General features: G+C 71.7%; 1 pseudogene. It reads left to right on the forward strand.

From position 1 onward, the window contains the following. A pseudogene (locus ACQP60_RS20950) lies at positions 1–237 on the forward strand (Bcr/CflA family drug resistance efflux transporter); the annotation flags it as partial.

Below are 237 nucleotides of genomic sequence, written 5' to 3' on the forward strand. Positions count from 1 at the left end.
CGAGCGGCGCCAGGCCGGCGGTGCGCGCGGCGTCTTCGCGGGCTACCGGACGCTCGTCAGTGACAGGCAGTTCATGGCGCTCGCCGTCATCCCGGGCCTCGGGCAGGCCGTGCTGATGAGCTACGTGGGCGGCTCGCCGTTCATCTTCCAGGAGGGCTACGGGCTGAGCCACGGGCAGTTCTCCGTGCTGTTCGCCGTCACCGGCCTGGGCCTGGTGCTGTCCGCGCAGGTGAACGC

The organism is Isoptericola variabilis (genome assembly GCF_050311655.1).
GTDB lineage: Bacteria > Actinomycetota > Actinomycetes > Actinomycetales > Cellulomonadaceae > Isoptericola > Isoptericola variabilis.